A 24393-nucleotide genomic window follows, 5' to 3' on the forward strand; every position below is an offset into this window, starting at 1 on the left:
TGCAGACCGGCGCTTTCGAGTTTAACTTTTGAACTTTTGAAGAATAATATTTCAGTCAATTCTCAACCCCGCACACAGTTCAATGCTTCATGCACAAACTCCCGCATTAGCTGGAGGTTCTTCGCTCCGGCAGCATCTTCGATTCCCGAGGAAACGTCCACCCCAAAAGGATGCAGTTTCTGAACAGCTGACCGCACATTTTGTGAATTTAAACCGCCGGCTAAAATATAGGGCCGAGAAATTTTCGCGAGTAACCGCCAATCGAAAGTTTTACCAGTGCCGCCGCCAAATGCATCACAAAGCACAATATCAGCTGATGATTCGTTTGCTGCTTTCACATCTGCTTCCGTGCGGATTCCAAATGCTTGCACAATCTCCGCACCGCCGCAGCAATCAAGTGTTTCGCGCAGCTGCCGGATATATTTAGCAGACTCATTCCCGTGAAGCTGTACTGTATCAACCGCTCCGCTTTCCACTACCGCCGCTGCTGCGCTAATTGGTGCGTCCTGAAAAACTCCGACTGTACGCACCCGCGAATCAAGAAGCTCCCGCAGCCGCAAAATTTTATCTGCTTCCACAAAACGCCGCCGCCCAGGCACGCAGATGAAACCAACATATTTCGGTTCATTCCCGCGGCGCTCAGCAAATACTTGATTCACTGCATACACATCAGATTCACTGCGTATCCCGCAAAATTTTATTAGCACGGATTCAGTTTTTTCATTAGCTTTCGCGTTTTTGTTCATCGCACATCTCGAAATTCTGCAAGCTTTGCACCTTTGTCCGCAGCACGCATCAGCGCTTCGCCAACCAGCACAGCGTCAGCTCCGATTGCGCGGGCTTCCTGCACATCAGCCGCACTTGAAATTCCGCTTTCTGCCACAAAAGCACGCCTTCCGGCACATTTTTCCGCAGATTCACAGAATTTCCAATATCGACGGTGAAATCTTTCAGATTTCGGTTGTTCACCCCCACAATCCGTGCTCCAACATTGAGCGCCTGTTCAGCCTCATTCGCGTCGTGCACCTCGACAAGTGCGGAAAGTCCGAGTTCATCAGCAAGCTGGTGATAGTCATACAGCTGCACTGAGTCAAGAATCGAGCAGATTAACAGCACCGCACTCGCACCGAGAATCCGTGCCTCGTAAATCATATACTCATCAACAGTGAAATCTTTCCGCAAACACGGAACAGCTATTTCACCAGCAATTTCACGTAAATATTCGTTCCTGCCGTGAAACCATTTCGGCTCAGTCAAAACTGAAATCGCATCAGCGCCGGCAGTTTCATATTCGCGGGCAATTTTGCGGTATGGAAAGTCCGGAGAAATCACCCCTTTCGAAGGAGATGCCTTTTGCACTCACAGATAAAAGCCAAATCCGGGCCGGCAAGCGCCTTTTCGAATCCGAAATTTGCTGTACCAAGCTCACTGCTCAGCCGCTCTAAGACACTCTGCGGCATTTTATTCTTCGCCTGCGCCACTCGTTCACGTGCAAAATCGGCGATTTCAGTAAGTATTGTGCTCACTGTTCCAAAACTCCTTAAACTTACAGGGAAAAATCTACCCGGTACGTATTCCCGGCTGTCTGTGTGCGGGAATTATTTTGTGTCACCGAGCTGATTCGATACCGCAATAAGCTGTTCAAGCCGTTCCGCCGCTCTGCCGGAGTCAATCAACTCCGCCGCCAGTTTCACACCGTCAGCAAAAGAGTGCGCCTTTCCGCCAATATAGAGCGAAGCACCCGCATTCAGCAGCACCGCTTCACGCTTCGGGCCGCTAATCTTCCCATTCAAAATATCACGGGTAATTTTTGCATTTTCCGCAGGCTCACCACCGAGCAAATCAGCTTTTGCACATCGTTGAAAACCAAAATCTTCCGGCGCAACCTGATAAGTTTTGTACCAGCCATCTTTGAATTCACAGATCTTCGTCGGTGCGGAAAGGGAAATTTCATCAAGCTTGTCTAAGCCGTACACTGCCATTCCGCGTTTTACTCCGAGTTCAATGAGTACTTGTGCAAGCGGTTCGACAAGATATTCGTCATATACTCCCAGCAAATGCATGGTCGGATGCGCCGGATTAGTGAGCGGCCCGAGAATATTGAATACGGTTCTAAAACCGAGTTCTTTACGGATTTTCCCTACATACTGCATCGAAGTGTGATATTTTTGCGCGAAGAAAAAGCACAGTCCGACTTCATCGAGAATCTGCCCGGCGTTCTCCGGCGGAATATTGATATTCACCCCGAGTGCTTCCAGGCAATCAGCTGCTCCGCTTTTTGAAGAGGAAGCACGGTTGCCGTGCTTTGCCACACGCATTCCCCCAGCTGCCGCGACCAATGCTGAAGTGGTTGAGATATTAAAAGAATGCGCCCCGTCGCCGCCGGTACCGACAATTTCGAAAACCTCACCAAGTCCGGTTACTTTTAATGCCGCCTCACGCATTGCTTTTGCACAGCCGGCAATCTCTGCGGATGTTTCAGCTTTCGCACTTTTCGCCGAAAGTGCTGCCAGAAAAGCCGCATTTTGTGTCGCCGAGGTTTGCCCGGTCATGATTTCATTCATCACGGCGTATGCCTCATCGAAGCTCAAATCTTCTTTATTTACAATTTTTACGATTGCTTCCTTAATCATTTTCTGTCCTTAAATATCTTATTTATCGCAGTTGTCTTAGTTTAAAATTATTGGTGTTTTTATTTTCTGATACCGCTGCTGCAGATGGTGAAACCTGTCCGGAATATAGTTTTCGCAAGATAGCAGCAAATAGCAGAAATTATCAGCTGAATCTGTGAAAACACCGCAGATGAGTGCGGATTCCTCCGCTATCTTGGATACTGAAGAGTTTTCAATAACCAGATAACTCCGTAACTTGGAAGAATTCAGTTCACTCGGAAAAATCCGGTAAATCCGCCAGTTCATATCAGCTGCCCGCTATGCCGGCATTTTCGGTATTAATTTCAGAATGCGAAGTTCATCCGCGGCTAATTCCGCATTAGAACTGCACCTATTTAGCTCTCCAAAAATGCTTTTATCATCAACTTACCGTTGGGGGTAAGAATCGACTCCGGATGAAATTGCACCCCGTGAATTGGATACATTTCGTGCTGTACTGCCATAATTTCACCGTCGGCAGCCACCGCTGTTACTTTCAGGCAACTCGGCATAGTGGCCGGATCTGCTGCCAGCGAATGATAGCGGGCGACCAGTTCCGATGCAGAACACCATCGAAAAATCGCAGCCTCATTATCAATTTTCACAGCAGACTGCTTGCCGTGCATTAAATGCTTCGCATAAGTAACGACGGCGCCGAAAGCCGCACATATTGCCTGATGCCCGAGGCACACACCGAGAGTCGGAATTCGCGGTGAAAGCTGCCGAATCAGATCAATAATCACTCCGGCATCTTCCGGCCTGCCCGGACCCGGAGAAATAACAATTTTTTCCGGTGCGAGAGCTGCAATCTCAGCTACCGTAAGTTCATCGTTACGCACCACTTTCAGTTCCGGATGCAGCTCACCGAGATACTGGTAAAGATTGTAGGAAAAAGAATCATAATTATCGATTAAGAGAATCATCACTGTTCCCCTCTCCAGCCGAAGTCACTGCGGCGCCCGCAGCATCAGCCTGTTCAAGCCCGCTGGAAATTTCGAGTGCACGCACAATCGCTTTCGCTTTATTTACACACTCGGCAAACTCTTTATCGGCAACCGAATCAGCCACAATACCCGCACCAGAACGTACAAAAACCTGCCCATTTTTCTTGTACGCCGTGCGGATAGCGATACAGGTATCCATATTTCCGGAGAAATCAATATACCCGATTGCCCCGCCGTAAATTCCGCGCTTATTATTTTCAAGCTCACCAATGATTTGGCAGGCACGAATTTTCGGCGCACCGGATAGCGTGCCAGCTGGAAGTACCGCCGCAATCGCATCGAGCGCATCTCGGTCTTTACGAATTTGCCCGCGTACTGTTGAACCGATATGCATCACGTGCGAGTAGCGCTGGATTTCGCGAAGTTTCACTACCTGCACAGTTCCGAAACGAGAAATCTTCCCCAAATCATTCCGGCCGAGATCCACAAGCATATTATGCTCAGCTAATTCTTTCTCATCGGCAAGAAGTTCTTCTGCAAGTGCAATATCCTCTGCTTCGTTCACTCCGCGCGGGCGCGTACCGGCAAGCGGAAAAGTATGGAGTACTCCGTCGTGAAGCTTCACAAGAGTTTCCGGAGAAGCCCCGGCAACTTCCACATCTGTACCAGAAAAATAAAACATGTATGGTGAGGGGTTTAATGTGCGCAATACACGGTAAGTATTGAAAAGGCTCCCCGAAAAAGGAGCAGAAAGACAATTTGAAAGCACAATCTGGAAGATGTCGCCCGCAAAAATATGCTTGCGGGCATGCTCAACCATATTGCAAAACTCTTCCCGGCTATATAGCGGTTTGGGTTCAGAAAGCAGCCGGCCAGCCGGAATCTGCTGCTTTTTCCCCGTGTGCAGCAGTTTCGCAAGATCTGCCAGCTTTTTACCCGCAGCCGCATATTCTGCTTCATAGTTATTTAGTGAAATATTTTGAATTAAAAAGATTTTCTGTGCGAAATTATCAAAAGCAATAACTGTATCGAAAAGCATCAGGTCAAGATCCTGAAAACCTTCATTATCCTCCACTTTAACTTTTGCTGCCGGCTCGCAGTAATTAATGAAATCGTACGCAAAGTATCCGACTAAACCTCCGGTAAAAGGAGGCATTCCTGCTATTTTCGGACTGTAATATTCGGCAAGCAGCTCGCGCAGATACGCCGATGGGTTCGCCGTCGGAATCTCTTTCCGGTCAATCCGCAGTACGCCGTCTTTACAGGTAATCGAAAGTTTCGGATTAAATCCGAGGAAAGTGTAGCGCCCCCACTTTTCGTGTTCTGCTACGGATTCAAGGAGATATGTGTGTGCGGAAATTCCGCGGAGAATCCGCATTGCTTCGATTGGTGTGAGGAAGTCAGAGAGGATTTCGCTGCGCACTGGGACAACACGGTATTCGCCGGCTTTCGCGTAATTCTCCACTTCAGCAAGGCTTGGGAAAAGTTCTCGCACCGGCTGGGATTTCATTCTCTGCCCTCACCTTTCCTCAGAAACGAATGCTGATACAGCAACTCAACTGTGTAATTGTTTAACAGGTTAGCAACTTTTCCAGTTCGGCGCATTCCCAGTCCGCAAGATGAACTGCGGATATAAAACCGCAGGCAGGAAACAAAAAATCTTCACCGCAAAATTTCGATAGATGAAAATCTGTTGGGAAAATAGCTAATACTATGCAGTGTTATGCGCAGCTAACTTAAGCACGCAAAATCAGAATTGCCTTTTCGATTGATTATTATTGGTAAATTAAATTTTCGTTTTCAAGATGGGAGCTGATAACGATAAGAGTTCCCTTTGCTACGGAAATCTTCACTTCGCTTGCACGTCCCCACTCGTTGCTCAAACCAATCGGGAAAGTGCGGTGCAGAACCGCATTTTCCAGTTCGTAAACCGCACCTGTAATTGATACCCCGACCGATTTATCGCTCAGCGAGAAAACGGAAAGCGAGCGGCCTGGCTGTGCCTGAAAAGTGCGCGATCCGTCGTGCAAATAGGTAATATGCTCTTTTTACTAATCACTTCAATATCAGCTCCCTGTTCAGCAACGAACGAAAAAGCTTGCAGGTTTGAAATAAGATGGTCAAGACGGCCGCCCAGGGCACAGTAAATCCGAAAATTTCGGTATCCAAGTGCGAGACAGTGCCGGAGTGCAGCGAGAGTATCGGAATCGTCTTTCGCCGGCGGAAGCTGCATAATTTTGGGAAAGCAAAATTTGCAGCAGCGCCGGATTCGCCGGCGGAATCAAAATTAATATTATCTTCACAATCCGCGGCAGAACTTTTCGGTCTCTTGCCGGTATCCCAGATGTAATCGCACGAATCAAAATCGCCGACCACAAGATCCACCCGGACTCCCTGCTCGCATGCATAGCGGTATCCGCGGTCAGCGGCCACTATAAAATCAGCAGTTTCAATGCCAGCGAACGTATCAAACTCTCCGCCGGAGATAACTGCACACAATTCATTTCTCGGTCTTTGCATCATATTTCCATATTTCCTCATCCGGATAAACCAATATGCCAATATCAATAATATTGCTCCCAGCCTGGCGGAATTATCCGCATATCCCCAGAAATATCGCAGCAGAATTCAGCAAAGGCGCAACATACTTTTCAGGTGAAATCCGGATAATAAAAACTTCCGGATTCGCGGCGCTGACACGATTGTATATTGCAAAACCGATAAAACCTGCAAAACCGCAGCATGAGATGCTTAGCATAAATTTTTATTCAGCCGAAAATGGCTTATCCCGGCAATAATGCACCGATTTACGTTGTGTCTTCGGTGCAGGCAGCGGTAAAATAGGCGTAACGCTTTCAAAATTATTGTGAAAGAATTACAAATCCAAGGACGATTCATGGAAAGTTTCCGCACGCTGCTGCCGCACGTTACACAGTTCGATTTTGCAGAAAATGTTGCGTCCATCATCCCTTGGGGCGACGGGCACATCAATAAAACCTACAAAGTAATCACAGATTCTCAGCCCTATCTGCTCCAACGAATGAATGAAACAGTATTTTCAGACATCCCGCGGCTGATGGAAAATATTCAGCTGGTCACAGAATTTTTGGCGCAGCGGAATCAGGAAACGCTGGAAATCGTTCCCACAATCGACGGAAAACTGTACTACACAAGTGAAACTGGCGGAAAATACCGGCTTTACAAGTTCATCACGGAAACAATCTCGTACTCAATGGTCACTGATCCGGAAATTGTACGCTCAGCAGGTGCAGCTTTCGGGCAATTCCAAAAGATTTGGCAGAGTTTGACGCCGCAAAGCTCGCCGAGACAATTCCGTATTTTCATCATACTCCGCGTCGTTTTGAAAATTTACAGCAGTCGATTCTCAAAGATTCGGCCGGCAGAGTGAAAGATACCGCCGCCGAAATCGAATTTTTCTTTCCCGGAAAGACGATTGCAGCCGGGTAGCAGATTTGCTTGGCACTCCGGAGATTCCAGTGCGGGTAACCCATAATGACACCAAAATAAATAATATTTTGTTCGACAGTAAGACTCACAAATCTCGCGCAATTATTGATTTAGATACAGTAATGCCCGGATCGGCACTTTACGATTTTGGCGATGCTTTGCGCACTGGAGGAGCCACCGCAAACGAGGATGAAAAAGACGCCGCATTAATGCATTTGAATCTCGAACTATTCCGCGCATATTGTGAAGGGTTCCTCTCGGCAGTGAAAGATTCTCTCACCCCGACGGAAATCTCATTACTTGCTTTTTCGGTGAAATTGATGACGTTGGAGTGCGGAATGCGGTTTCTCACCGATTTCCTTGATGGCGACGTATATTTTGCAACAGCATATGCAGAACATAATCTGATCCGTACCCGCACCCAGATTGCGCTGGTAAAAGATATCGAAACAAAGCTTACACAAATGAATGAAATTGTCGCTGCCGCGGCAGCATGCGAGAAAAATTGAGAGATTGGGAAGCAACTATGGAAGTGAATATGGAAGTAAATATGGAAAAGGAACTTTACGCAGTATACGAAGCCATTGACGCCCTAGTTGATTATGCCGAAGCACGTCTGGAACTTGCCGAACTCGATACTGACTGGGTTCGAAACCAAATATTCGCACTCTTTGCTTTGAATTCATACCCGTCTGCCGGTATTTCAAACGCAGCCCGCAAAGTTTCAGAAATAGCTCCAGAACGGCCGGATACGCTGCTCGCAGCTTTTACGGAAGCTTGTATCGCAGCTAATTTGTTTGCCCAGGAAGAAGCGGATTCGCGCTGTGATCAGGTAATGGGAATTCTCACGCGTACCCCGTCGCAAATCAGTGCACGTTTTTCCGATATTTCACAATCTAGCGGCACGCAGGCAATGGAATGGTTCTACAACTATTGCGTCGCCAATAACTATGTCCGCCGCTCAGTGCTGGACCGCAATCCGCGGTTTAACGCAAATGGTCTTATCATTACGATTAACAAGGCGAAACCAGAGTTTAAAGATCCAAAGAAAGCCGCTGCCGGAAATTCTGTATCGGGCGGGTATCCAAAGTGCTCAATTTGCCACGAAAATGAAGGTTTTGCCGGACGTACGAAGTACACTTTGCGCACCGTACCATTGCAGCTTGCTGGCGAAAAATGGTTCTGGCAGTTCTCGCCTTACGGATATCTCGCCTGCCATGGAATCGCGATTAACTCGCAGCACACCCCGATGCATGTTGACCGCAAAACTTTTACAAAACTGATGGATTTTGTGGATCAATACCCAGATTTCTTTATCGGCTGCAATGCTGCATTGGCAAGAATCGGCGGATCGGTACTTGGTCATGATCACTATCAGGCAGGCGGCGAAGCACTTCCAATGCAGCGTGCAGGCGCATGGAAAACACTTCAAGATCAAAACTTCCCTGACGCGATAGTGGAGATTCTCGACTGGCATAATACTGCAATTCGGGTGGTGTCAAAAAACCGCAATGCGATTGAAGAAATCAGTGATAAAATCCGCCAAGCTTGGGTAGTTTACAACAACCCCGATTTCGGAATCAAATCTGGGAACGGCAGTGAGCACTTCTCAGCCGTATCACCGACGGTAATCCGCACTGAACGCGGATATGAGATGTCACTGATTTTGCGGTCAAATATTACTTCCGCAGAATTCCCGGAAGGCGTATTTCATGCCCATCCAGAGTATTTCCCAATTAAACAAGAGTCGATTGGTTTGATTGAAGCACAGGGTTTATTTGTTTTGCCCGGACGTCTTGATTGGCAGCTTGCGCAGATTGCTGACGCATTAGCAGCAGGAACAGAGCTGCCTGCAGATTTATCCGAGTTCGAACTGGTATGGAATGAGCTGCGGGAAATGCTCGGAGATGAAACTGACCGCAGCGCGGCAGAGAGTGCAATCCGGAAAGAGCTTGGAAGTATTTGTGAACGGATTTTAGAGAACACAGCCGTCTTTAAGGATAAGGAAACAACAGTAGAGTTCCTTTCAAGTATTGGGATTGAAGCATAAAATACACCATCAGGTTTTCGGTCTGCTGCTGTTAGATAACGTAAATAACGGCAGCGGACCGGTTAAAGGATTTGAGATAAATATTCATAGTACGACGGCTTCCGCGAACGGAAATACACCCCGCCAACTCCTCGATTACTCCGCACTATCGATAACTGCAATGCTGGCGTGACTCATCCGTCGTTAATGTGAATCATCGCCATCAAGGAGTTCTTCTGCTGCAGCATAGATTCGCCCGTCAGCATATCCGCTGCTCGGCGGATGAATTTGGCCGCGTCCCCGAATATTGCGATGATAGGCGCGATTAACCTTTGTTTCATGCGCTGCAAACCACTGCGCAAGTTTATCCGCTAACTCACTTTGGATTGATTCATATTCAGGATTATCTGCAAGGTTATTCCGCTCGCCGGGATCAATATTCAGATTGTAAAGTTCCTTTGGCCCATCATACCGATCAACAAACTTGTAGCTGCCGAAACGAATCATCCGTCCGCCGCCGTATTCGTCAAAAACCATTACCGGATTATTATTTTTGCGTTTTTCTCCCCGAATCAAATCAGCAACCGAACCAGCAGCACGCAGCACATCCTCCGGAGCCTGCACCCCAGCAAGTTCACAAATGGTTTCGTAAAAGGAACATGCAGAAACATGATCGAAAATATTGCGCCGCACAGTTTGTTCCGGCAAATGCACCATAAACGGTACCCGCACTGAATTTTCCCAGAAATTTAATGGATAAGTGCCGTTGCCTTTTCCCCATAATCCATGCTGACCGCAGCTGAAACCGTTATCTGACATATAAATAAAAACGGTGTTCTGTGTTAAATTTTGGGCCGCTAACGCGGTATTGATTTTCCCAACGGCACAATCAACACCGGTCAATGCAGCTGCATATCCGCGCAGACTCGGTATCGGATCGGCAAATGCGTCAGCGAAATCATTATAAGTTTTTGTCCACGGATGCGGTTCTTCACGCGGAATCGACGAAAAATCTGTGTCCTGGTAAAGGTCAAGAAGTTCTTTTGGATGATTATCGATCCACGGAGAATGCGGGGCAGTGAAATTTACGAGCAGGAAGAAAGGTTTCGCCTTATCTCGAGTATTTAAAAATTCGCAGGCACGATCTGCAACCGCATCAGTGAAGTATTTTGGCTCGGCGGCTTCTGCACCTTTTTCATCCCAAATCGGCGCATTATAGTAAGGTCCGCCTCCATAGCGGTGGGCATACCAGTAATCAAATCCAGCTGCCGGCGTTTTTGCGGTGCCGACATGCCACTTACCGACCATGCCGCAAGAGTAACCGTTATTATTTAGTACTTCTGGAAATGTAATCATCTGTTTCAGAAAGTTTTCTTCAAAATCATCCGGATGCCGCCCGCCCACTAGCCAGTCATGGATTCCGTGTGCTGAAGGCATTCTTCCGGTAAGTAACGATCCCCGAGCAGGCGAACAAACTGGTGACGCACAGTAATAATTGTGAAAAACTGCCGACTGCGCAGACAAAACATCAAGATTCGGGGTTCGAAGTTCCGGCCAATTTTCACTAGTCGCCCACGGACCCTGATCATCTGTAATTACGACCACAAAATTAGTTGTCATTGCCATCTTGATTTTCCTTGTCTATTATCTAAATCGCGGATCCTTTCCAAATCCGTTTTAAATTTAAAAGAGAGATTGAATCAATTGCCGCGAGCCACCCGCAAAGACGTTGCCCAGTTAGCTGGAGTTTCAGTAGCTACAGTTTCGCATATTTTAAACGGGAGAGGCGATGAGCTTGGTTTTTCACAATCCACCGCGAAAAGAGTGAAAGCGGCAGCTAAGCAGGTAGGATACATTGCACATCCATCAGCCCGAAATTTTCGTTATCAGAAAAGCCAGGTAATTGCGTTATTCACCGCGGAAGCTCCTTCCTCGCTTCAGCCGCCGATCTTTAATGAATTGCTAACAGCTGTTATTGGCCGTGCACTCAGCGCCGGATACTTCATCTTGCCAGTACCTATTACTGCAAATCCTCGCGAAACAGTTGAGGCAACTTTGCGTGAAGTATATCTTGCGGGAGCGATTCTGCGCGACGACCCGGAACTTCGCGATATTGCACCGCTCCTTGAACTAAATGAAATTCCATCAGTTTGATTAACACCGGCACTTGCGCACCGGATTCACCGAATCTGACCACCGTATTTATTGACGAACGTCCGGGAGTTGCCCAGATTCTTTCAAGTATTGACATCAGCGAAGTACAGCAACCAGTTATTGTGCGCGGACCGGGAGACGCTTCCGGACACAGAGCGGCGTTTCTCGAATATTTTCCGAAAGCTCTGAATCTTGAAGCAGCCGGCTGGTCATATCACGACGGATACACAGCCGGAGCAAAAGCAGCAGCTATGGATTCGAATCTTATCTTTGCCCCAAACGAGCAGTTCGCCGCGGGTTTATTACATTATTTCCAAGAACTGGGAACAGAAATCAGCCCGAGGTTCCAGCTCTTCGCTCTCGGCGGTATCGGACAGAACCCAATATTTCCCGAAAAATCTGCGCAGCTCACAACCGTTGTTTCGCCATTGCTGCAAGCTGCGCAAATTGCGGTAGATTTACTGATTTCACATCTTTCCGGAGAACGCGAATTACCAAAAGGTGTTTATCAAACTTTGCAGACTTCAGCGCAGCTGCGGGAAACAACTATCCAACTGATCCGGCAAGATTAGCGGGTTCACTTTTCAAAAGCTGTAAGTTCGCCTTCAGATAGGTCTTCAAGATTTTCTCCGGTAGAAGCAAGCCACGGATTAGCCCAGACCAGAATAAACATCAGCATATAGGCCACTGCAAACGGGGCAATCGGATAGTATCCATACTGTGCAACGAGAATCGGAACCAAGAACGACACCGCTGCGGACATAATCCGCGCCATTGATTGTGTAAATCCGGCGCCGAATCCGCGAAGCTCAGTCGGATAAGCTTCCACCGCCCACACTACTGCAAGCATCCCCGGACCAAAATATGCAGTGAAGCTCCAGATTACAAAAGCGGTGAAAAGAATCGTGTTTGCCATCGCACCAAATAAGCCAAGAATTGCGACAGCCGCGGTCAATATGAGCGCAGTAATCATTCCCAGATTGCGGCGGTTTACACGGTCAATGAAAAACGCTCCAATAAACAGAGCCAAAAAAGCGACTATATTTGCAAGCAAGGAAACCATTAAGTTTGCCGATGCCGGAACACCTGCCTGCTCAAAGATAACGGGGCCAAGGAATGAAACAACTGGTCCTGCAGTCGAATTTAACATAAAAAGCCAGTACACACGAGCATCCGGCGACGAGTGTTCCCTTTAAAAAGCCGACGATATTCACGGGCACTCCTCCGCGGATTTGCCTGAGATATTTCATTTTCAAGACCAAGCGCGCGGATAATCGTCCATGCTTTTTCGCGCCGTCCGTTCTGAATCAGCCAGCGCGGAGACTCTGGAAGACGTTTGCGTAAGAATAGTACGATTGCTGCAGGAACTGCCGCAAACGCAAACATTCCACGCCAAATCCAGTCGTGATGATTCGCCGGCATCACCCAATAAAGGAACATTGCGAGAATGATTGCGAATATTGCACCGAGTACCATCATCAAGTTCAGTAACGAACCGGTTATTCGGCCGCGGCGGACTTTTGGAGCAATCTCGGCGAGGTACGCAGCAGAAGTCGATAAATCCATTCCAATAGCTACGCCGATTAGAAAACGCAGCATCCAGAGCATCCAAACTTGCGTGATTGCCGCCGCAAGCAGCGCGGTAATGATAAAAATCCAAAGATTAAAAGCGAAGACTTTCTTGCGTCCGATTCGATCAGATAAATCTCCGAAGATAATCAAACCCGCAGCAGTACCGAGAAAGGAAATTGCAACGAGCATTCCTTTCGCACTTGGAGTGAGTGCGAAAGACGATGCTAGGAAAACCATCGCCACACCAATAACGGCGAGGTCATATCCGTCAACAAATTCACCGAAAGCAATTAACGTTGAAGCATGTTTCTTAATAAAACGCGCATCTTTTTCTGAGATTTCCGCAGTAAGAATTTTCGAATCCATTCAAACGCTCCTTTGAACGAACTGTAAATGCGAGCTATTGCTCTTGAAACCAGATATTATCACGTGATAATAATTTTGCACAACAGCTGATACGGATTAGAAATTCCACAAATCACAACGCCGGCATTGAGAAAACAACGCAGCTCAGCAAAACTTCACCGTTTACATGCGGGAGAAAATCGCGGAAATTACCGAAACCACTCGCCCGCCGCACAGCAGACGATAAACCCTAATCGCAAAACTCTGCCGATGTCTAGAATCCAGCTTCCCGAAGCTGTGCCATTAAACTTGGCCGATTCCGGTAGTCTTGACGAATCTGCGCAATAAATTCTTTAAATTTCTGCATTAGCAGCGGCTGCACAGCAAGTTCATTACTGCCAATAAATCCCCAAATCTTTCGCAGGTGACCCACCACAACAGCAGCGCCTTTGCTGCCAGTCTTTGTAAAAAGTTCATCCGTCGAAGCAAAATATAGCTGCAAAGAACGCATTGAATCTTTTGGCTGTAAAGCAGCCGCCAATTCTTGCCATGCATAACCTGCACCATATTTTTCGGCACAGACCCATGCGCGTTCAACATCGTTTAACATCAATGCAATTTTCACCGTATCACTGCCGCTGACTCTGGGCTGACTATCAATAACTTCCCAAATTCGAGTTTCGTATTTATCCCATATTCCCTGCTTGACACAAAAATCGTAAAATATTCGCGTCACTTCTTCACTCGGACTTTCCTGAAATGCCTTCCACACGAACTCTTCAGCTTCTTCCGGAAAGCCGTCTTCAATATACATTTCCAATACATCCGGGCCATAAACGTCAATTTCACCGCCGCCAAAATAAGAAGAGAACTTGAATCTCTTTGCCGCAATCGCTTTTTCCATCCACAGCATCGCCTCGCGTTTGCGTCCTGCAGCCGCTAAACGCCGCATAATTTCGGCATAATACGGAACTTCCCGATTCGCAAGTAACGAGATTGCCGCATCTAAATCGCCGTCGTAATCTGCCAATTCAATCAGCATCTGCCCGATTTCAAAATCGCGAACGTACCCATTTTTCACATCACCTTTTTTGTGAAATTACTTTTTCCAAATCTCGACGGTAGGCTGCCACGCCTTCCTCACCGAGAGCTTCCACAAAAGGGGCGAGCGTAATATTCGGCCAGCTCGGAGAGTCAATACGCATTTTCACCAGCCATTTTGCAAGTTTTAGTGAATTAGCTGGAGCGAGAGCAGCAACTTCCGCATATAATTCCAGCGAATCCTGGCATAAATTTCCAATATATCCCGAAGAATCATCGGATCGAAGCAGCATATTCGTAATTCTTTTTACAGTGCGTTTTGCAAACGGCTCAACAACACTTGCATACCCTTCAAGCATGTATTTCCGCATTAAAACAATAAATTCATCAAGGTCAGCCGAAACCTCATACGACTTATACCAGTCAATAAAGCCACGCGAACGGAATACACGTTTATATTCACTGTCGAGAATATCTTTGATCGTATCTGTTGAAGCAAACTTCAAACTTCCCAATCGCTCCAGACGGACTACGATTTCCGGATAGTCCGCCGCAATCACTTGGAATAGTTCTCTTAGTTCCGGTTCAGTAAGCGAATTAAAATACTTCGCGGCGCTGGAACCGCTTGGGAAAACACTGGCGACGGTCTGATCCGCACCTGCAGCCAAAGCGGGATTCTCCTGCTTATTCTGATTTGCAAAATCTGCTTTTCGCGTTCTTTTATGCTGCAGTTCTGATTCCTCAATACTCTGCAGATTTTCTTCTCCTGCTCCCGCGCCGGTATCTGCTTTATTTTTATTCCGCTGCACAACATCTTCCGGCTTAAGCTGCTGTGCATCTATCGAGGCTTGATACTCCTGAGCTGAAATTCCCTCCGGCACATTATTTACTACAGAAGCAGCAGCCACTAAATGCTTACAAAATTTTCCCGAGCTGAAACTCGGGCAAGTGCACGCCGCATTCCAAAGCGAACCGTTTTCATCCCAGCGCAGAGTTTGCCAACAAATTTCAGTTCCGAGAATCTCAGTGCGCGCAGCAAGGTCGGTGAGCTCAAGCAACTTCACTCGGGATAAGTATTCTTTTGCACGTCGAATAATTGTACGTGACGTGAGTTTTTCTAAATCGCTAACTTTTGGGACGCACCATTCGACTTTCCAACTTTCTGCCCCGCATATTACTGCATGCTCATTACGCCTATTTACCGCACCCGCTTATGATGCTTGTTTTTTAAGCTCGTTCATTACGCCCGCTTCCAGCCTCTAGTTAAAGTTTAACAAGCGGTATTTAGTAATTCAGTCTTTAGTTTTATTTAAATTTTATTTGAATTTTATTTGGATTTTATCTGAATTTTCACGTCAATCATCCGCAGGCCGTGAAAAGCCTCCGAGTTTCCTTTTCGGCGTTAGTAAATTTCTTCGGCATGACTCAAATTATCCCATCTACTCAAACAGAAAAACCTGGGATGGTTCGATTTTAGCAGTCGATAGCAAAAACACATCTAGACCGCAATAGCCGATACTCAAACCGTCACTGACGTGCACGGAAAAGAACGGAAAAGAACGGACTGGAAAGCAAATGCGCAGGTGAACAGGCGAAGAAAATGCCCTTGGAATCGACGATTTCAGGGGCATCTCAAAATATTTACTCACCAAAAATATCTGGCGGTTTGCACGTCACCTACCATTGTCTGTGACTAAATGTTAAGAAATCCACTAGATTGGTTATTCCCACTAAATATATCCATTGATATTATTTTGTATAAATGGCATAAAATCAAGGTTTTTATTATCGGATTTAGCCTTATTATCCATTTTATTTCTGTTTATCGGATTTTTGCAAGCATATTGCAAGCACAGCATTATTCTTTATCCAACAAATCTAAACATTCTTCATCATTTAGTTTTGATACGGCATTTCTAACTGTTTTAATCATTATCTGCTATGCAAAAGTCTTCTCTTTTCTATTCTTTAGTTTGACACCTCATATTTTCTATAGCTTCAATAATTGCAGCATTATCCGCCTTAGTATTTTCCCACTCTATCCAAAAATTTTTAGTTGCACTCATAGGTTTTAATTGTGGCGTTTTTAATCTAATCCTACTTGGTAATAATATTGCATCTCCAACCGCTATTGCTTCTCCTACATCTAATAGGGGAGTTGATCTAAAACGCCTTTTAAAGCATCTGGTAGTAAATTTCTTATTACAGACTTATCTTTGTCATTCGACAGTCGTAGTACCAAAAAGTTATTACATTGGCTTAAAATTGTCTTACTTACATCTGAAGGTCTCTGACTAATAACAACTAAAGAGATTCCATACTTTCTACCTTCTTTTGCAATCCTTTCAAAATTTCCCAATGCTTGTTTTTGAACACTATCAGCATCCTCTTGTATTGGAAGATACAAATGAGCTTCATCACACAAAATAGCGAAAGGAGTTCTTTTTCCTCATCCATCCATATTTGCACATCAAACAGTAATCTTGAAATAATTCCCGTAACTATAGGCAAAACATCGGAAGGTACTTCTGAAAAGTCAATAATTTTTATACCTTTTCTTTCGTCATCTGCACCAATCATCTTACACAATAACTTGGATAGCCAATCATAATTTAATGTATTAATATTGGGTTGAAACAAAAATCCGTATCTTTTGTCCATGATTTTCGTTTCTAGCCTTGATATAAAACGAGTAAGTTTACCTTCCCACTCTCCTTTTACTGGTTTGTTATTAGCTCCAATTCCTTTTTTGTATCATCCTCTTTCAATCTTGTAATCAGTGCTTCCATATTAAATGGAATAGGTGAATCAACTGTAAAAGTACTTAAAACTTTAGATTTGCCCAATTCTCTTAAAGTTTCCTCTTTTAGTTCCCTTACATGAAAAGTAAAACGTGAAGCTTGATTAGGAGCATTATTATCTGATCTATCTAAAATCATAGATAGCATTTCATCTCTATTTAATAACCAATATGGCAAGAAAACATATTTTTCATCGTCGTTTTCTAAGTCTCCTGGTCCTGCAATCTTATAATAATCAGCATATTTCTTATCTGTATCACATAATGACTTATATTCACCATGCATATCAAGAACAATAATATTAGGATTATTAAGTTTGCTGGCTTCCTCTATCAAATTTGCAACACACCAACTTTTACCTGAACCTGTACTTCCCAAAATAGAAGCATGTCTTTGAAAAAATTTATCGCCGTCTAAAATTGCAGTAGCATTGTCATCAATTGCAAATTTTCCTATAACCAATTGTTTTTCCAAAGAAACATCATCACTAATAATATTCATAAATAACTTTAAGTTATTACCATTAATCGAATAACAATGATGTGTAATTTGTGGGAAAGTATCAATTCCTCTTTTGAAACAATTTTTAGTATCTCCGTCAACCGTTTTGTATGTCCCAATTAACGAAACTTGGATTACATCTGATGAAATGTAGGCTTCTTCTTCAAGGCTTTCATTATATTCATCAGTTAAATCTTCTAATTCCATTAATTCATTTGCTTTTCGTCTTACTTTATCTATAATACCAATTGTAAACTCAAAGGATCTTGTGGTTTGAATAGCAACAATACTACCAACATTTAATAATGATATTTTCTCATTATCTTCCACTTCAATTAAAACCTGATTAGTATCCACATATATAACAGAACCTATTGTTTCATTTTCTTGAAACACTAACTTATCCATCAAAACACCTCCTTAATCAATTCAGCTATATCCCATATTTTTTATCTTTAATTTCATATATTTGTTTTTCAAAGTAAATTCTTGTTCCACAACTCTTATCATTTATTTTCATCTCTTCTATAGCTATAGTATTTGGCGAATTATCAACAATTTTTTTCGCATTACCATATAAGGTTCTAGTTACAATTAGTTTAGGTTTAGAAATATTTTCTGATTTATTTAAATGAGTTTCCAAATGGTTATCATTAAAACCATATCCAATAAATATTAACCTTTTCGCTTTATCTATCGCCTGCCCCATTTTTCCAATATGATAATCAAAAGGCACTTCATATCCTTTTTCATATTTATTAGAACCTGGGGTAATTATGCAAGGAGTACCACAATTTACATGATTTATCTTATTAAGTTTTCCATTGATGAGTTTCCAATTAATTGATCCATGTGGTTTATATATTTTTATATGTGGCTTGGGTTTCTTACCTCTTTTCATCCCTTTAAGCATTTCTTTTTCAACGTTTTCGGGTGAATATTTAGAAATGATTTTCCCTTTATATGAATCTAAATATACCAATCCTTTGATTTCACAAGCATACTCTATTAACAAATCATAATTGGTTGTTATTACAACCAAATTATACAAATCAACATTAAAGCATGATAAATACTCAGAAAATCTTAATTTTCTACTTTTTCTATAATTTCTTTAAAAATAGATATATCTTCGCTGGAAATAAGTTCATATGCACTTTCAATAATTGCTTTTTCAATGTTACTTGTTACTTTATTTTGTTGTAGTGTAGATTCTAAATCTGTTCCATTATTTAAAGTTTCTTCTATACTTCTCCAATACTCCATATCTTCGGCACTTAGCCTATCAGGAACATCTTCAATCAGTTTTTTAGACAGTGCTTTCATTCCTGAAATACCTTCAGCACAAGATAGCCCAGAACCCACTATTGTCACTGTTCTTTGGTCAAAGAAACTTTGGATTTGTTTCTTTAGATTATCCATATCTATATCCATCTTCTTACTCCTTTAAGTAAAATATATCACTCTACTCTATTCCTCCTTAGACTATTCCATACATCATATATTTCATTAATTTCAAATTTATTGAACCCTGATAATGGTTGAATTAAATTATCCACCCATTTCACAATTTCTGTGAACTCATGATTTTCTCTAAGTTTTTCATCTATTTTTTGAGATTTCAATATAATCTAACCTATTATTAATTTTAGGTAATCTAATATTTTTTAAATCACCTGGCAGTATTTCTAAAGCTCCCCAATATTTGACATAGAGCTTTTTAAAATAAAAAAATCACCCAAAGAATTATTCTTCAGGTGACTAATTTCTAAAATCTGCAAGCATTTTGCAAGCACAACGCTTACAAAACGGCTATTTATAAGGCTTTAGAGCCTGTTTTTAACTACTCCCACTCAATCGTTCCCGGCGGCTTAGAAGTACAGTCGAGCACGACTCGGTTTACTTCCGCCACTTCGTTCGTAATCCGATTAGAAATTTTCGCCAGCAAATCGTAAGGCAAACGGCTCCAGTCGGCACTCATCGCATCTTCGCTGCTCACTGGGCGCAGCACAATCGGATGCCCGTAAGTTCGCCCGTCGCCCTGCACACCTACAGAACGCACATCGGCAAGCAAAACTACCGGACACTGCCAAATTTCTCGGTCAAGCCCGGCAGCAGTAAGTTCTTCCCGCACAATCGCGTCAGCTGCACGTAAAATATCGAGACGTTCACGAGTGACTTCACCAATAATGCGAATCCCTAAGCCCGGCCCAGGGAACGGCTGACGCCACACCAAATTCTCAGGCAGCCCCAGTTCCAGGCCAATCGCACGCACTTCGTCCTTGAACAAATCACGCAGCGGCTCAATCAGCTCAAATTTCAGATCTTCGGGCAAACCTCCCACGTTGTGATGGCTCTTAATGTTTGCAGTTCCGTCTCCGCCGCCAGATTCCACCACATCAGGGTAGAGCGTGCCTTGCACAAGGAATTTAATTTCCCGCCCTTGCTCACCAGCTTCGGCAATCAGCTTGCGCTGTGCAGCTTCAAAGGAACGGATAAATTCGCGTCCAATAATCTTGCGTTTGGTCTCTGGTTCGGTCACGCCAGAAAGCGCATCCAAGAAACGCGCAGACTCGTCTACCGCAAGAATTTTCATTCCGCGTGCACCTGCATAATCGCGGATTACCTGCTCAGATTCACCAAGCCGGAGCAAACCGTGATCGACGAACACGCAGGTGAGCTGGTCGCCAATCGCACGATGTACCAGGGCTGCAGCCACAGATGAATCTACCCCGCCGGAAAGCCCGCAAATCACGCCAGCATCTCCAACTTGTGCACGGATTTTCGCGATTTGATCTTCAATGATTCCAGAAGAATCCCAGTTAGGATTAAGCCCTGCCCCATCGATAAGGAAGTTCTTGAGCAGCTGATTTCCGTTTTGTGAATGCACCACTTCTGGATGCCACTGCACGCCAAACATTTTCCGTTCACGGTCTTCAAAAGCAGCGACGGGCGCCCCCGGTGTGGAAGCTGTGACAGTAAAACCTTCAGGAGCGATGGAAACAGAATCACCGTGACTCATCCAGACATTTTCGGTATTTCCAGCGGTAAGGCAAAGCACGCCGTCGGCGATAATTTTTGCTTCTGTGGCACCGTACTCGCGTTTTCCGGTATGCGCTACCGTACCGCCGAGTGCTTGCGCCATCTGCTGGAAGCCGTAGCAAATGCCGAGCACAGGAATACCCGCTTCGAGGAGAGCTGAATCAAGCTCGGGTGAACCTTCGGCATATACCGATGCCGGCCCGCCAGAGAGAATGATTGCAGCAGGATTCTTTGCAAGGATTTTTGCTGCCGGCCAAGAATGCGGCACAAGCTCAGAGTAGAAACCCACATCACGAATGCGGCGCGCAATCAGCTGCGCATACTGCGCACCATTATCAACAACAATTACCGGACGAATTTCGTTCATATTCACAAGTTAAGATTATCTGAGGAAGCGGCGATTTTGGAAATAGTCTCAAGTGTTAGATTCAATGAGTTTACAATGCGGTTAAAAAATTTGGTTAAAATCGCGGTGAAAGCTGAGGTTAAGGAAGCGGATTAAAGTTGCTTTTCACATTTTGTTTGTGCCGCGGGTGTCGGTTTACGTAAGTGGATGTAGGTTTACGTAAGTGATGGCAGAATCTGCCTTGGCTCACCTAACTGATGGCATAATCCGTATTTTTTAACGTAACTGGCGGCAAAATGGATGGTTTTGATTAACGACGGGAAAGCCGTCGTTCCTGTAAGCCCGTGACCAGTACAAACGCAAGCACCTTCGACGGTGAAAAATACAGCCCAAGTTCTTGCCACACCACTTACGTAAAATTTTCCACTTCCCGCCACCGCTTACGTAATAAACCTGACTCCCTGCCGTATTTTTCGCGGCAGCGCATACTGTAAGCCCGCACTTACAAGTCACACTGCAGCTCACTGGAAAGAATTTTCCGACGGGGATACGATATCGCAGATAAGGATTATACCGTTTCCCTTTTTTCTTCTTTCAATGTTGTCTGCAGATATTCGTAAAGATGAGTATCAATTGGAGATTCGAAATTCAAATTCATCGTTACTACATCTAGTATTTTATTATCTTTACCAGGCATTTCACTTTGCATTTCCCCGCTAGTGCCAGCCTTACCGAGATAGAAAAATCTGTCCCAGTAGCATCGTTTTTCTTCACGAATACGTGAATTTCATACTCTCCACTAAGCAGACGTTTCACCTCGTCACTCTCGAGTGTACGCCGCGAGCGCGTAAACCAATGCATCGTCGAAGTATCAATAAAAGAATCGTGATACTTTGTTGATTCGGAAATATTGTCTTCTTTTTCGTAAGTAATGAAAATCGGACAAGTCTTCGATAGCTTGTCTACTTTGTATCCGTACAAGGTACTTTCTTCATTTTTCTGGAAGTTTAACATCTTGCAGACTTCACGGCGAGAATATAAGTTCCCAATTTTCATTTCCGCCGACCACGACTCTACGTGACGCGCGATAAACAAACCCGTCTTTACGATATCTCGCACATGCGCACGAAACTCCGAATCTGCAAATTCTCTAGAAAAATTACCATCAAAGCTATAACCATTATCAGACACTTCAATAATTGGCGAAGTACCAAATAACTTTTCCTGTTGTGCACTATAGAAACTTAACGTGAGCACACGTTCCACACTCGCAATAGTTTCTTCCGTAAAATCAACACCTCTTACTTCGAGGAACTTTTCGTATTCATAACGTGAAATCTGTTTCTTTGCAATTAGTTGCTCAATTAGCAGTAACTCATGCGGACGCTTACCTGGCAAAATCTCATTCGAAAGAAAATTTAAGAAAAGCTCCTGCTTTGCATTTGGCTCAGTTTGTACAAACTTAGTCTTCTGCAACATTCGCCAATAGTTCTTTTGACTCTTTGCCATCAGAATTGGATCCGTAGTTCCCTGTTCTAAAAAGTCATAAAGTTTCGGTACACGATTCAAGCGGTCCTTGAGCTTTTGAATCTCACTTTTCAACTGCACTAATCGATCAAGTGTCGCCGATTGAATCGAACGCAAAATTCGTTTCTGTGAAATTTCATCGAAATTTACCGAAGATATTCCCGCCAAAGTATTGTCTGTAACGTTTCTTGTCACGCGTCCGCGGATACTATCCGTATTACGCGAGTTATCGCCATAAAGAGCAATTGGAATTAAATAGTTATTTGTATAGTTTCCAATAAAATCGATTACGCGAAGATGATCTTTTCCCAATACCTTTCGTAAACCACGACCAAGCTGTTGCGTAAAAATAATCGCTGATTGCGTGTTTCGCAACATTACTATTTGGTTTACAGCCGGAATATCAATACCTTCATTGAAAATATCAACTGTGAGCAGATAGTCAAGCTGTCCCTTTTCGAGCATATGCGCAGCATTCTCACGTTCATTTTGATTATTCGCACCTGATAAAGCTTTTGTACGAAGTAATCTACCGTTCACGCGTTCACGATTAAATAACGCAGATAGTTCTTCTGCTTCTTTCACAGAGCTGCAGAACATCAAACCTTTTACATCACGCGAATAGCCGTATCGTTCAAGCATCTGCACAATATATTTCACCCGTTCAGGAGCCACCAATTTTTTGAGTGTTGCTGTGTCAGTGATCGTTTCTTCGTTTTTATCAAGATAATCGGTGACTCCGAAATAGTGAAAAGGAGTAAGCATTTTCGATTCGAGCGCAGTCTGCAGGCGAATTTCGTAGGGTACGTTGAAATCAAAGAGCTCAAAAATATTGAAATCGTCTGTACGCTCTGGGGTTGCCGTCAAACCAAGCAAAAATTTTGGCTGGAAATAATCGATTATTTTTTGATAACTTTTTGCACCTGAATGGTGGCCTTCGTCGATAATAATTAAATCGAAGTAATCTGGCGCAAAGCTCTGCAGCGTCAGATCAGAATTCATCGACTGTACCGTTGCAAATAAATATGGACGATCAACTTCTTTCTTATTTCCAGTAAGCAAGCCGAATTCTGATAGTGGATATTCGAGCACACGCTGGAATTCTGAAATTGCTTTCACAAGAATCTGCTCGCGATGTACCATAAACAGCGCACGTTTCGGCTTTGCGTCTTTCATTGCAAGCGCAGCAAGAATAGTTTTTCCAGTTCCGGTTGCAGAGATAACAATTCCACGTTTTTCACCGGATTCACGTAAGTTGCGAATTCTTTCAAGAGCCTCTTTTTGCATTTCATTTGGTTGAATTTTTCCATTCACAAAAATTGAATTATCAGCATTCGAATTTCTAATGATATGCGGCTTTGATCGAGTTGCTTCATATTTATTAATCCAATCGCGCGTAAGCGGCAGCGATTGTGAAAATTGTAAATTTATAGCTCGTTCAAGATCAGTAACAACATGCCCATCAGGAGCTGCAGAGAACTTAAAATTCCACTCGTGGTTTGTTTTTAATGCGTTTGCGGTGAGATTGGATGAACCAACTATCGCCGTCACCGAATCTTTATGACGAAAAACATATCCTTTCGCATGAAATCCAACTTCATTTTGTTCAAATATTCGTACCTGGATATTCGGTAATTGCAGTAGTTCTTCAAAAACTTCTGGCTCGTTGAAATCCAAATAACGTGAAGTAATAATCTGACCCTGACCTTTGAAGTTCAGCAAGTCTTGCTTGAGCATTGCCAAACCACCCACAGTGATGAATGCTGCCGACATCGTAAAACTCTCACAATTACGCAATTCATTACGAATTGCAGTATTCATCGAGCGTGATTCGCTGTTCCAAATTAGCTCCGGATTTAGAATTTCACGTTCGTATGAGGATTTCTTATCTAAAAATCCCCACGCAATCGAAGCCGCAATTGGCGATAGGTTAATGGTCATTCTAATACCTTCACATCAATCAAAGCTGCAG

23 protein-coding genes and 2 pseudogenes are annotated in these 24393 nt (G+C 44.1%); 5 read left to right on the forward strand and 20 right to left on the reverse strand.

Annotated features, from left to right (window positions below):
• Window positions 1–62 precede the first annotated feature (62 nt).
• The 8 genes and pseudogenes from RQN30_RS03715 to RQN30_RS12530 all read right to left on the reverse strand — a co-directional run bounded on the left by RQN30_RS03715 (window position 63) and on the right by RQN30_RS12530 (window position 6094).
• Window positions 63–746 (reverse strand): phosphoribosylanthranilate isomerase, encoded by a 684-nt coding sequence (locus RQN30_RS03715; RefSeq protein WP_353061301.1) that lies wholly within the window; start codon window positions 744–746, stop codon window positions 63–65.
• Window positions 743–1359 (reverse strand): annotated as a pseudogene (gene trpC / locus RQN30_RS03720) (indole-3-glycerol phosphate synthase TrpC). The gene RQN30_RS03715 and the pseudogene trpC overlap by 4 nt, the downstream one beginning before the upstream one ends.
• Entirely contained in the window at window positions 1329–1526 is a 198-nt protein-coding gene (locus RQN30_RS03725; protein WP_353061302.1) for a beta/alpha barrel domain-containing protein, read from the reverse strand. Before RQN30_RS03725 ends, trpC begins: the two are co-directional and overlap by 31 nt.
• Window positions 1527–1598: 72 nt before the next feature.
• Window positions 1599–2633, reverse strand: a complete 1035-nt coding sequence (gene trpD, locus RQN30_RS03730) for an anthranilate phosphoribosyltransferase (protein WP_353061303.1) — start codon at window positions 2631–2633, stop codon at window positions 1599–1601.
• 374 nt (window positions 2634–3007) lie between these two features.
• Window positions 3008–3574 carry an anthranilate synthase component II gene (locus RQN30_RS03735; protein ID WP_353061304.1) on the reverse strand — a complete coding sequence of 189 codons (567 nt, stop codon included), beginning with the start codon at window positions 3572–3574 and terminating at the stop codon, window positions 3008–3010.
• A complete protein-coding gene (gene trpE / locus RQN30_RS03740) occupies window positions 3555–5105 on the reverse strand; it encodes an anthranilate synthase component I (RefSeq protein WP_353061305.1) in 1551 nt (516 codons plus the stop codon). The genes RQN30_RS03735 and trpE overlap by 20 nt, the downstream gene beginning before the upstream one ends.
• Window positions 5106–5370: 265 nt before the next feature.
• Complete coding sequence (locus RQN30_RS03745) at window positions 5371–5625, reverse strand: hypothetical protein (RefSeq protein ID WP_353061306.1); 255 nt, start codon at window positions 5623–5625, stop codon at window positions 5371–5373.
• Between the two features lie 25 nt (window positions 5626–5650).
• Window positions 5651–6094: a hypothetical protein gene (locus RQN30_RS12530; protein WP_491608699.1), complete on the reverse strand. Its 444-nt coding sequence runs from the start codon at window positions 6092–6094 to the stop codon at window positions 5651–5653.
• A 397-nt stretch (window positions 6095–6491) separates the two neighbouring features.
• On the opposite strand from RQN30_RS12530, the gene RQN30_RS03755 reads away from it, so the two are divergent.
• The 3 genes from RQN30_RS03755 (at window position 6492) to RQN30_RS03765 (ending at window position 9113) form a co-directional block, all read left to right on the forward strand.
• Entirely contained in the window at window positions 6492–7004 is a 513-nt protein-coding gene (locus RQN30_RS03755) for a protein kinase family protein (RefSeq protein WP_353061308.1), read from the forward strand.
• A gap of 64 nt (window positions 7005–7068) precedes the next feature.
• A complete protein-coding gene (locus RQN30_RS03760; RefSeq protein ID WP_353061309.1) occupies window positions 7069–7572 on the forward strand; it encodes a phosphotransferase in 504 nt (167 codons plus the stop codon).
• 17 nt (window positions 7573–7589) lie between these two features.
• Window positions 7590–9113 carry a galactose-1-phosphate uridylyltransferase gene (locus tag RQN30_RS03765; protein WP_353061310.1) on the forward strand — a complete coding sequence of 508 codons (1524 nt, stop codon included), beginning with the start codon at window positions 7590–7592 and terminating at the stop codon, window positions 9111–9113.
• 183 nt (window positions 9114–9296) lie between these two features.
• Here RQN30_RS03765 and RQN30_RS03770 read toward each other — a convergent pair whose 3' ends face one another.
• On the reverse strand, window positions 9297–10718 hold the full coding sequence (locus RQN30_RS03770) for a sulfatase-like hydrolase/transferase (RefSeq protein WP_353061311.1): 1422 nt from the start codon (window positions 10716–10718) through the stop codon (window positions 9297–9299).
• 78 nt (window positions 10719–10796) lie between these two features.
• Between RQN30_RS03770 and RQN30_RS03775 the strand changes: the two genes are divergently transcribed.
• Together RQN30_RS03775 and RQN30_RS03780 are read left to right on the forward strand one after the other, a co-directional pair.
• Complete coding sequence (locus RQN30_RS03775) at window positions 10797–11246, forward strand: LacI family DNA-binding transcriptional regulator (protein WP_353061312.1); 450 nt, start codon at window positions 10797–10799, stop codon at window positions 11244–11246.
• A complete protein-coding gene (locus RQN30_RS03780) occupies window positions 11243–11818 on the forward strand; it encodes a substrate-binding domain-containing protein (RefSeq protein ID WP_353061313.1) in 576 nt (191 codons plus the stop codon). Before RQN30_RS03775 ends, RQN30_RS03780 begins: the two co-directional genes overlap by 4 nt.
• Before the next feature lie 5 nt (window positions 11819–11823).
• Here RQN30_RS03780 and RQN30_RS03785 read toward each other — a convergent pair whose 3' ends face one another.
• The 11 genes and pseudogenes from RQN30_RS03785 to RQN30_RS03835 all read right to left on the reverse strand — a co-directional run bounded on the left by RQN30_RS03785 (window position 11824) and on the right by RQN30_RS03835 (window position 24362).
• Window positions 11824–12396, reverse strand: a complete 573-nt coding sequence (locus tag RQN30_RS03785; RefSeq protein ID WP_353061314.1) for an MFS transporter — start codon at window positions 12394–12396, stop codon at window positions 11824–11826.
• Window positions 12390–13184, reverse strand: a complete 795-nt coding sequence (locus tag RQN30_RS03790) for an MFS transporter (RefSeq protein WP_353061315.1) — start codon at window positions 13182–13184, stop codon at window positions 12390–12392. Before RQN30_RS03790 ends, RQN30_RS03785 begins: the two co-directional genes overlap by 7 nt.
• A 253-nt stretch (window positions 13185–13437) precedes the next feature.
• Entirely contained in the window at window positions 13438–14244 is an 807-nt protein-coding gene (locus tag RQN30_RS03795; protein WP_353061316.1) for a DUF6880 family protein, read from the reverse strand.
• 1 nt (window position 14245) lies between these two features.
• Window positions 14246–15268: an SWIM zinc finger family protein gene (locus tag RQN30_RS03800; RefSeq protein ID WP_353061317.1), complete on the reverse strand. Its 1023-nt coding sequence runs from the start codon at window positions 15266–15268 to the stop codon at window positions 14246–14248.
• A gap of 1240 nt (window positions 15269–16508) precedes the next feature.
• Window positions 16509–16784 carry a hypothetical protein gene (locus RQN30_RS03805; protein ID WP_353061318.1) on the reverse strand — a complete coding sequence of 92 codons (276 nt, stop codon included), beginning with the start codon at window positions 16782–16784 and terminating at the stop codon, window positions 16509–16511.
• Window positions 16785–16921: 137 nt separating this feature from the next.
• A complete protein-coding gene (locus RQN30_RS03810; protein WP_353061319.1) occupies window positions 16922–17914 on the reverse strand; it encodes an ATP-binding protein in 993 nt (330 codons plus the stop codon).
• 25 nt (window positions 17915–17939) lie between these two features.
• Window positions 17940–18548, reverse strand: a complete 609-nt coding sequence (locus tag RQN30_RS03815; protein WP_353061320.1) for an SIR2 family protein — start codon at window positions 18546–18548, stop codon at window positions 17940–17942.
• Window positions 18549–18592: 44 nt separating this feature from the next.
• Entirely contained in the window at window positions 18593–18940 is a 348-nt protein-coding gene (locus tag RQN30_RS03820; RefSeq protein ID WP_353061321.1) for a hypothetical protein, read from the reverse strand.
• Window positions 18941–19349: 409 nt separating this feature from the next.
• Window positions 19350–20915, reverse strand: coding sequence for a glutamine-hydrolyzing GMP synthase (gene guaA / locus RQN30_RS03825; RefSeq protein WP_353061322.1), 1566 nt, complete (start codon window positions 20913–20915; stop codon window positions 19350–19352).
• Window positions 20916–21109: 194 nt separating this feature from the next.
• Complete coding sequence (locus RQN30_RS03830) at window positions 21110–21298, reverse strand: hypothetical protein (RefSeq protein ID WP_353061323.1); 189 nt, start codon at window positions 21296–21298, stop codon at window positions 21110–21112.
• Window positions 21299–21462: 164 nt separating this feature from the next.
• A pseudogene (locus RQN30_RS03835) lies at window positions 21463–24362 on the reverse strand (DEAD/DEAH box helicase).
• Window positions 24363–24393 lie beyond the last annotated feature (31 nt).

Source organism: Arcanobacterium hippocoleae, from assembly GCF_040360365.1.
Taxonomy (GTDB): Bacteria; Actinomycetota; Actinomycetes; order Actinomycetales; family Actinomycetaceae; genus Arcanobacterium_A; species Arcanobacterium_A hippocoleae_A.